At 73.7% G+C, this 8502-nt stretch carries 7 protein-coding genes; 4 read left to right on the forward strand and 3 right to left on the reverse strand.

Translation table 11 applies throughout. The annotated features are described in order from the left end of the window. Positions 1-16: 16 nt before the first annotated feature. Both CCN39_RS24945 and CCN39_RS24950 read right to left on the reverse strand, forming a co-directional pair. The gene (locus CCN39_RS24945; RefSeq protein WP_086845844.1) at positions 17-1483 is read right to left on the reverse strand and encodes an FAD-dependent oxidoreductase; all 1467 of its coding nucleotides are present in this window, start codon (positions 1481-1483) and stop codon (positions 17-19) included. A gap of 1 nt (position 1484) precedes the next feature. Continuing rightward, entirely contained in the window at positions 1485-2387 is a 903-nt protein-coding gene (locus CCN39_RS24950) for an AurF N-oxygenase family protein (RefSeq protein WP_086845846.1), read from the reverse strand. Positions 2388-2494: 107 nt separating this feature from the next. On the opposite strand from CCN39_RS24950, the gene CCN39_RS24955 reads away from it, so the two are divergent. Next, entirely contained in the window at positions 2495-4051 is a 1557-nt protein-coding gene (locus tag CCN39_RS24955) for an adenylate/guanylate cyclase domain-containing protein (RefSeq protein WP_086845863.1), read from the forward strand. 43 nt (positions 4052-4094) lie between these two features. Next, the gene (locus tag CCN39_RS24960) at positions 4095-5015 is read left to right on the forward strand and encodes an alpha/beta fold hydrolase (RefSeq protein WP_086845847.1); all 921 of its coding nucleotides are present in this window, start codon (positions 4095-4097) and stop codon (positions 5013-5015) included. A 4-nt stretch (positions 5016-5019) separates the two neighbouring features. On the opposite strand, the gene CCN39_RS24965 is transcribed toward CCN39_RS24960, so the two are convergent. Then, positions 5020-6033: a zinc-dependent alcohol dehydrogenase gene (locus CCN39_RS24965; protein ID WP_086845849.1), complete on the reverse strand. Its 1014-nt coding sequence runs from the start codon at positions 6031-6033 to the stop codon at positions 5020-5022. A gap of 81 nt (positions 6034-6114) precedes the next feature. Here CCN39_RS24965 and CCN39_RS24970 point away from each other — a divergent pair, with 81 nt between their 5' ends. Both CCN39_RS24970 and CCN39_RS24975 read left to right on the forward strand, forming a co-directional pair. Beyond that, entirely contained in the window at positions 6115-6723 is a 609-nt protein-coding gene (locus CCN39_RS24970; protein WP_086845851.1) for a TetR/AcrR family transcriptional regulator, read from the forward strand. Further along, positions 6720-8336: a CocE/NonD family hydrolase gene (locus tag CCN39_RS24975; RefSeq protein WP_086845853.1), complete on the forward strand. Its 1617-nt coding sequence runs from the start codon at positions 6720-6722 to the stop codon at positions 8334-8336. Before CCN39_RS24970 ends, CCN39_RS24975 begins: the two co-directional genes overlap by 4 nt. Positions 8337-8502 lie beyond the last annotated feature (166 nt).

Below are 8502 nucleotides of genomic sequence, written 5' to 3' on the forward strand. Positions count from 1 at the left end.
CAGCACCGCATCCGGCTCAGGCGCGGCCGAACACCCTCGCTCCCCTGCGCCGCACCGGCAACCGCCCGGCCACCGCGTCCTCCAGCAGCGCGCCCACCGTCTCCCTCGCGCAGGCCTTGTTCGCACCGATGCCGCCCGAGGGCCCGCGCTTGATCCACCCCGCCACGTACACCCCCGGCCGCCCGGAAACCCGGCCCGCCGCGTTCGGCACGATCCCCGCCTCGTCGTCGAACGGCAGTCCCGGCACCGGCGCCCCGCGGAACCCCGCCGCCCGGATCACGCGGCCCGCCGGGATCTCGACGTCACCCTCCGGCCCCGACGCCAGCACCGCGCGGACCTCCGTGTCACCACCGAAGGCCACCGGTGCCGACTGGAACCGCAGCACGATCCGCCGTCCCTCCGGCGGCGGAACCGTCCAGTCCACCCGCTCCCGCGGCACCCCCTGCAGCCACGCCGCCTTGTCCCCCGGCGCCGCGCCGTCGATCGCCTCCGCCACCCGCGCGTGCTCGTCCACCACCAAGCCGCCGCGGGCCGCCAACGCCAGGAGCTCCGGTCGCGTGTACGCCGCCGTCTCCGGGCCGCGGCGGGCCAGCAGCACCACCTCGCGGACCTTCGACGACCGCAACCGCGCCAGCGCTTCCGGCGCGATCGGCGTCTCCGCCAGCAGCTCCGGGCCCGCCGTGAGGATGCGGGCGATGTCCAGGGCCACGTTGCCCGTGCCCACGACGACCACCCGTTCCGCCGACAGGTCGACGGCGTCCGGCTCGACGTCCGGGTGGCCGTTGTACCAGCCGACCACCGTCGCCGCCGGCAGGCTCCCGGGCAGGTCCTCGCCCGGGACGCCGAGGCGCCGCGCCTCCGTGGCCCCGACCGCGTAGATCACCGCGTCGTGACGATCCGCCAGGCCGGGACCGGCCGGCACGCCGAGCCGCAGGCGCAGCCGCGGGTGGTCGTGGAACCGCGCGAACGTCTCGCCGATCTTCTTCGTCGACGGGTGGTCGGGCGCGACACCGAAGCGGATCAGGCCGCCGGCCACCGGCAGGCGGTCGACGAGCGTCACGCGGGCGTTGGTGTGCAGCAGCAGGTCCTCCACCGCGTACATCCCGGCCGGGCCGGTGCCGACGACCGCGACGTCCAGGGGCGCGAAGTCGCTCGGCAGCACCCGGCCGAACGACGGCGGCGCCCACCGGTGGAAGTTCGGCGCCGCCGAAACGTCCGCCAGCACGTCCCGGCCCGCGTAGTACTCCGCGTTGATCTGCTCGTACGCGCGCAGCGGCCCGGTCAGGTCGCCGGCCGGGAAGATCGCGTCGACCGGGCAGGCGTCCGCGCAGGCGCCGCAGTCGATGCAGGTGGCCGGGTCGATGTAGAGCAGGTCCGTGGTCCCGAAGTCGGGTTCGTCCGGCGTCGGGTGGATGCAGTTGACCGGGCAGACCGACACGCAGGACGCGTCGGCGCAGCAGGTCTGGGTGATCGCGAAGGCCATCTCAGATCAGGTTCGCTCGCTTGTAGAACCACAGCGACGGCTTGGTGAGCAGCCCCGCCGAGTGCAGGAACTCCATCAGCCCGGAACAGCTGGAGCGCAGCATCGACTTGTGGTGCTCGTTGGCCTTCGCCTCGCGCCGCGCCCGCTTGCCGTCGAGCCCGGCGTTCTCGTAGACCTTGCCGTTCACCATGCTGGTCACGATGAAGTACGACGCGATCGCGACGACCAGGCCGTTGACCTGCCGCCGCAGCCACCCGGCGCCCTCGAGCCGCTCGCGGGTCTCCTCGCGGGCGAACTTCATGTGCCGCGACTCCTCGACGACGTGGATGTTGTTGATGGTGCGCACGAACGGGACCACGCGCTCGTCGCGCATCCAATCGCGCTGCATCACGTCGAGGACCTCTTCGGCCACGAGGATCGCCGCGTAGGCGGCCTCGCCGGTCGCGGTGGCCTTGAAGACGCGGCCCAGCTCGACGACGAACCGGCGCGGCCGGTACGCGGGCGCCCGCAGCTTCGCCGCACCACGCGCGAACATGATCGAGTGCCGGCACTCGTCGGCGATCTCGGTCAGCGCCCACTGGAACGCCGGGTCGGTGGGGTCCTTGGCGTAGAAGTCGCGCAGGACCATCTGCTGCAGGATCATCTCGAACCAGATCCCGGTGCTGGCCACCGACGCCGCCTCCTGGCGGGTCAGCTCGCGCTGCTGCTCGGGAGTCATGTCAGCCCAGTAGGAGGTGCCGTAGAGCGTGCTCCACTCCGGACTCGCGCCGTGGTAGTCCGTGTCCAGCGGCGTCTCCCAGTCGACCTCCTTGACCGGGTCGTAGGACAGCTGCTCCGACGAGTCGAGCAGCCGCCGCGCCACGGTCTCCCGGTCCGACACGCCCGATTCGCTGATGCTCGTCACGACCGACCTCCTCGTCAGGTGTTACCGAAGTTCACTGTTACCAACCGTAACACATACTTCCGGCACCCGTCTCCCGCCAATTCAGTGAACAACCGTACACTCAGATGGTGACCCCAGGACGCTCCCCCGCGGAGCCGTTCGGCTCCGGCCTGCTCGGGCCGCTGGACCAGCACGCCACCGCGCTGCGCCGACGCGTTCAAGGCCTGCTCACGGCCGCTTTGATCGCCACCAACGTGATCGGCGCGCTGGTCGTGGTCGGGCTCGCCGCCCTGCTCATGCCGGCGCCGGGCATGTCCGGCGAACTCGTGCGCCTCACCGCGATCGCAGTACCCGTGTACGTCGTTTCGGCGGTCGTCGCGGGCACGCTGTGGGGCACGCGCGGCGCCCTTCGCACGCTGCGCTGGGCGGCCGACGGACGACGTCCGACCGACGCCGAACGCGCCGCGAGCCTGCGCGTCCCGTCGCGGCTGACGGCCGTGCAGGCGGTGCTCTGGGGCATCGCGACCCTGGTCTTCGGCGGGCTGGCGGCGCTCGTGCAGCCGGAGGTCGCGCTCACCGAGTTCCTCGTGGTCGCGTTCGCCGCGGTCGTCGTCTGCGCGATCGCCTACCTCTTCGGCGAGTTCGCCCTGCGGCCGTACGCGGCACTGGCGCTGACGGGCACCACGCCGCCGCGCCCGGTCAACGGCGGCGTCAACCGGCGGATGCTGCTGTTCTGGTGCCTCGGGACCGGGGTGCCGGTGGCCGGGCTGGTGGTCACCGCGGTGCTGGCCTGGGTGCGCGGCGACGTCTCGACCACGAAGCTCGCCGTGTCGGTGATCGCGCTCGGGCTGGTCGTGCTGTGCTTCGGGCTGCTGGTCACCGTGTTCACCGCCCGCTCGGTGGTCAACCCCCTCTCCTCGGTGCGCGACGCGCTCGGCCGCGTCCGGGCCGGGGACTTCACCGTCGAAATCCCGGTCTACGACGGCACCGAGCTGGGCCTGCTGCAAGCCGGGTTCAACGACATGACGGCCGGGCTGGCCGAACGCGAACGGCTGCGCGACCTGTTCGGCAGGCACGTCGGCCACGAGGTCGCGGTCGAGGCCATGCGGACCTCGACCGAGCTCGGCGGCACGGTCCGCACGGTTTCGGTGCTGTTCGTCGACCTCGTCGGGTCGACCGCGCTGGCCGCCAGCCGCCCGCCCGAGGAGGTCGTCGGCCTGCTCAACCGGTTCTTCGCGGTGGTGGTCGACGAGGTCGACCGGCACCACGGGCTGGTCAACAAGTTCGTCGGCGACGCCGCCCTGGCCGTGTTCGGGGCGCCCGCGCCGCTCGGCGACCACGCCACCTGCGCGCTGGCCGCCGCCCGCGCGATCGCCCGCCGGCTGGCCGCCGAGGTACCGGACGGCCCGGCCGGGATCGGCGTGGCGACCGGGGACGCCGTCGCCGGGAACGTCGGCGACCCGCGCCGGTTCGAGTACACGGTGATCGGCGACCCGGTCAACGAAGCCGCGCGGCTGACCGAGCTGGCCAAGAACGCGCCCGGCCGCCTGCTCGCCTCCTGGACCGCCGTCGAGGCCGCGTCCGCGGACGAAGCCGCCCGGTGGACGGCGACCGGAGACGTCACCCTGCGCGGCCGCACCCGGCCGACGACGCTCGCCTCGCCGCTTCCGGGCGGCGACTGCTGATGCCGTACGGTCCCGGGTGGACCACGGCGAACAGGGGAAACGAATGCTCACGCACCGGACCGTCGAGGTCGGTGGACTCCGCATGCACCTCGCCGAGCAGGGCACCGGCCCGCTCGTGCTGCTGCTGCACGGCTGGCCCGAGACATCCCGCTCGTGGCGGCACCAGATGGCCCCGCTGGCCGACGCCGGCTACCACGTCGTGGCGCCCGACCAGCGCGGCTACGGCGGCACCGGCTCCCCCGCCGACGCGAGCCGGTACACGCTCCTGCACCTCGTCGGCGACGTCGTCGGGCTGATCCACGCGCTCGGCGAGCGGGAGGCGATCGTGGTGGGCCACGACTGGGGCGCCCCCGTCGCGTGGCACACCGCCCTGCTGCGCCCGGACGTCGTCCGCGGCGTCGCCGGCCTCAGCGTGCCGCCCACCCTCCGGGCGCCCGCGCCCCCGCTGAGCCTGCTGCGCGAGCGGTTCGGCGACGGCTTCTACCAGATCTACTTCCAGCAGCCCGGCGTGGCCGAGGCCGAGTTCGGCGCCGACCTGCGCACGACGTTCCGCAAGCTGCTCGGCGGGGCCGCGGAAGCACCGGTCGTCCGGGACGGCGAGGGCTTCCTCGATCGCTTCTCCGCACCCGCCACGCTCCCGGCCTGGCTGAGCGAGGAGGACGTCGACGCCGCCGTCGAGTCGTTCGGCCGCTCGGGGTTCACCGGCGGGCTCAACTGGTACCGCAACATCGACCGCAACTGGGACCTCCTGGCGGCCTGGCGCGACACCCCGATCACCCGCCCGGCGTTCTACCTCTGCGGCGACGGCGACCTCACCCGCGCGTTCACCGACAGCAGCCGCATCGCCGAGGCCGCGCCCGACCTGCGCGGCGTCGTCGACGTCCCGGGCGCCGGGCATTGGGTCCAGATGGAACGCCCGGCCGAGGTGACCACCGCGCTGCTGGAGTTCTTCAAGCAGCTCTGAGCGCTCAGCGGCGCGGGTCGATGTGGACTTTCGGCCCGGCGCCGCCGATGCGCTCGCCCGCGAGCACGGCCCCGGCGTCGCCGAGGCCGACGGTCGCCGCGACGAGCGGGCGCGGGTCGACGGCGCCGCTCGCGTACGCGGCGATCGTGTCGGCCAGGCCCGGCGAGGCCGACAGGACCCCGACCGCCGTGACGTCGTTCAGCACGAGCTCGCGCGTGTCGAGGTGGCTGGGCTGCCCGGACAGTCCGATGTAGACGACGCGGCCCGCGGGCTCCACCAGCGCCACCGCCAGCGCGGGTGAGCCAGCCGCGCCGGTCGCGTCGACGACCGCGTCGAACGGCAGGTCCGGCAGGGTTTCCCGGGTCCAGGTGTCGGTGAAGCCGAGGCTGCGGGCGAACTCGAGAGAACCGACCCCCATCAGGTGCACTTCGGCGCCCGCCGCGCGCAGGAACATCGCCGTGAGGAGCCCGATCGTTCCCGGGCCCAGCACCAGCGCCCGGTCGCCCGCGCCGACGTCGGCCGCGCGGGCCGCGCGCAGGGCGTTGCCGCCCGGTTCGACCAGGGCCCCGAGCACGGCGTCCACCGTGTCGGGCAGGGCGTGCAGCGACCACGCGGGGACGGCGAGCCGTTCGGCCAGCGCGCCGGCCCGGCCGCCGCGGATGCCGACCTCCTGGCGCCGCTCGCAGGTGTGCTGGTGCCCCTTGCGGCAGCGGCGGCACGTGCGGTCGCCGAGCATGGTGTCGCCCATGACCCGGCGGCCGAGCCAGGCCGGGTCCACGCCCTCCCCCACGGCGCTGACGGTGCCCGCCCACTCGTGGCCGAGCCGCATCGGGTACGCCGAGTGCCCCTGGTGGAGGTAGGTCATCGCGCCGGTGAAGAACTCGACGTCGGTACCGCACACCCCGGCCCGTTCGACGTCGACGACGACCTCACCCGCGACAGCCCGCGGCACCGGGACCTCCTGGACCGAGCACTCGCCCGGCCCGGTGAGCACGAAGGCCCGCATGGTCGAAGACATGCCCGCATCCTCGCATCCCCGGGGAGCGCGGCGGTTACCGAACACTTGCTATTTTTTTGACACCTGTCCATTATCGACGCTGTGACCGGCGACTGGACGACCGAAGCCCCCGCCAAGGACCGGCGGGTGCGCCGGTCGCGGGCGGCGCTGATGCGGGCCGCCGTCGAGCTCGTGTCCGAACGCGACTCCACCGCCGTCCCGGTGTCCGAGATCGCCGAGGCGGCGGACGTCAGCCGCCAGGTGCTGTACCAGCAGTTCGGCGACCGCGACACGCTGCTGCTGGAGGCCGCGCTCGACCTCGTCCGCCGGGAACTGCTCAGCGAGCTCGGCGGCCTCGCCTCGGCCGCCGACGAGCACGGGTCACTGCTGGCCCTCGGCCGGCACTTCGCCCGGTACCGGCGCTTCTACCGGGCCCTGCTGACCGGGGCGTCCGCGTTCGCCCTCAACAAGGCGCTGACCGGCCTGTTCCTCCCGTTCAACCGGGAAAACCTCGCCCGGGCCCTCGGCCGCCGCCTCGACGCCGACGGCCTCGAGGACCTGGCCACCTTCCTGACCGGCGGGGCCGGGGCGGTCGTCAACACGTGGGTCGTCGACGGGCCCGACCCGCTCGACCCGGAGGAGTTCGCCGGCCGGCTGCTGCGGATGCACTCGGTCGTCACCGCGATGATCACGAAGGAGGCCGGCCGATGATCAGCCGTCTTGTCGAACGCCTGCTGAAGCTGTCCGCGCCGGCCACCCGGCACCTCACCGTCCAGCGGGACCTGCGGGTCCCGATGCCCGACGGCGCCGAGCTGCTGGCCGACCGCTGGGCTCCGCACGACGGCGGCGACGGGCTGCCGATCGCCCTGGTGCGCACGCCGTACGGCCGCCGGGGCCCGTTCGGGATGATCCTGGGGCGTCCCCTGGCCGAACGCGGCTTCCAGGTGCTGATCCAGAGCACCCGCGGCGGCTTCGGCTCCGGCGGCGCCTTCGACCCGCTGCGGCAGGAGCGCGAGGACGGCCTCGCGACGCTGGACTGGGTGCTGCGGCAGCCGTGGTCCGGCGACACGGTCGTCCTCGTCGGGGCCAGCTACCTGGGGTACGTGCAGTGGGCGGTGGCCGACCGGCTGCCCCCGCAGGTGAAGGCGATGGTCCCGCAGGTCACCGAATCCGGGCTGACGCTGGAGTTCCTGCGCGAGGACGGCCTTTCGCTGGAGACGCCGTTCGGGTGGGGCGTCCAGGTCGCGGTCCAGGAACGCCGCTTCGCGCTGCTCCGGCAGCGGAGGCAGGCGAAGAAGCTGGTGCAGGCGCTGAACACGCTGCCGCTCGCGCAGGCCGACGTCGTCGCCATCGGCCACCGCTCCGACTACATCCAGGACGTCCTCGCCCACCCGGAAACCAGCCCGCGCTGGGCGGAGGTCGACCACCGGGACCGCGTCGCGGACGTGACCGTTCCGGTCAGCTCGGTCGCCGGCTGGTACGACATCTTCCTGCCCGGCCAGCTGCGTGACTTCCGCACGCTGCAGGAGGCGGGCCGGCGGCCGCGGCTCACGGTGGGGCCGTGGACCCACGCCGGCCGCTCCTCGCTGCTCGAGAGCACCGGCGAGACGCTCCGGCAGGCCCTCGAGTTCGGGCTCGCGCACGCCCGCGGCGAGCAACCGCCGGAGCGGGCGCCGGTCCGGCTGTTCGTCATGGGCGAGGAAGCCTGGCGCGACTTCGCTTCGTGGCCACCGGAAGGCTATGTGCCGCAACGGTTCCACCTGCAGTCCGGCGGCACGCTGACTCCGGACGCACCCGGCGGGTCCGCACCGGACCGCTACCGCTACGACCCGGCGGACCCGACCCCCGCGGCCGGCGGCGTGCGCATGGCCCCGGACGCGGGCCGGGTGGACAACGCGGCGCTCGAAGCCCGGGCCGACGTCCTCACCTACACCACGCCGGTGCTCGGCGAAGACGTCGAAGTGATCGGGGACGTGCACGCGGAGATCTGGTTCCGGTCGAGCCTGCGGTTCGCCGACGTCTTCGTCCGGCTCTGCGACGTCGGCCCCGACGGCCGCTCGGTCAACGTCTGCGACGGCCTCGCCAGCCTGCGCGATGCGGACGAACTGGCCGCCGTCACGGTCCGGTTGTGGCCGACCGCGCACCGGTTCCGGCGCGGGCACCGCATCCGGGTCCAGGTCTCCAGCGGCGCTTTCCCGCGCTACGCCCGGAATCCCGGCACCGGCGAACCCCACGCCACCGCCGTCACGCTGCGCGCCGCGGACCAGGAGGTCCACCACGACGGCGCGCACGCGTCGGCGATCGTGCTCCCCGTGCGCGCCTGAGTGAAAAAGAAGTCCCGGCGACGCGCCGGAAATCTGTAACGCGCCCTCCGGCCGCGCGACTAACGCGGTGTTTCCGGCTCGCGGGAGGCATCGTGGACGTCAAGACGGACCGGCAGTCCGAGCAGGATCAGGCCGCGGCCGCGCGGGCCGCCGACCGCACCGGGCA

Source organism: Amycolatopsis kentuckyensis (assembly GCF_002155975.1).
GTDB classification, from domain to species: domain Bacteria; phylum Actinomycetota; class Actinomycetes; order Mycobacteriales; family Pseudonocardiaceae; genus Amycolatopsis; species Amycolatopsis kentuckyensis.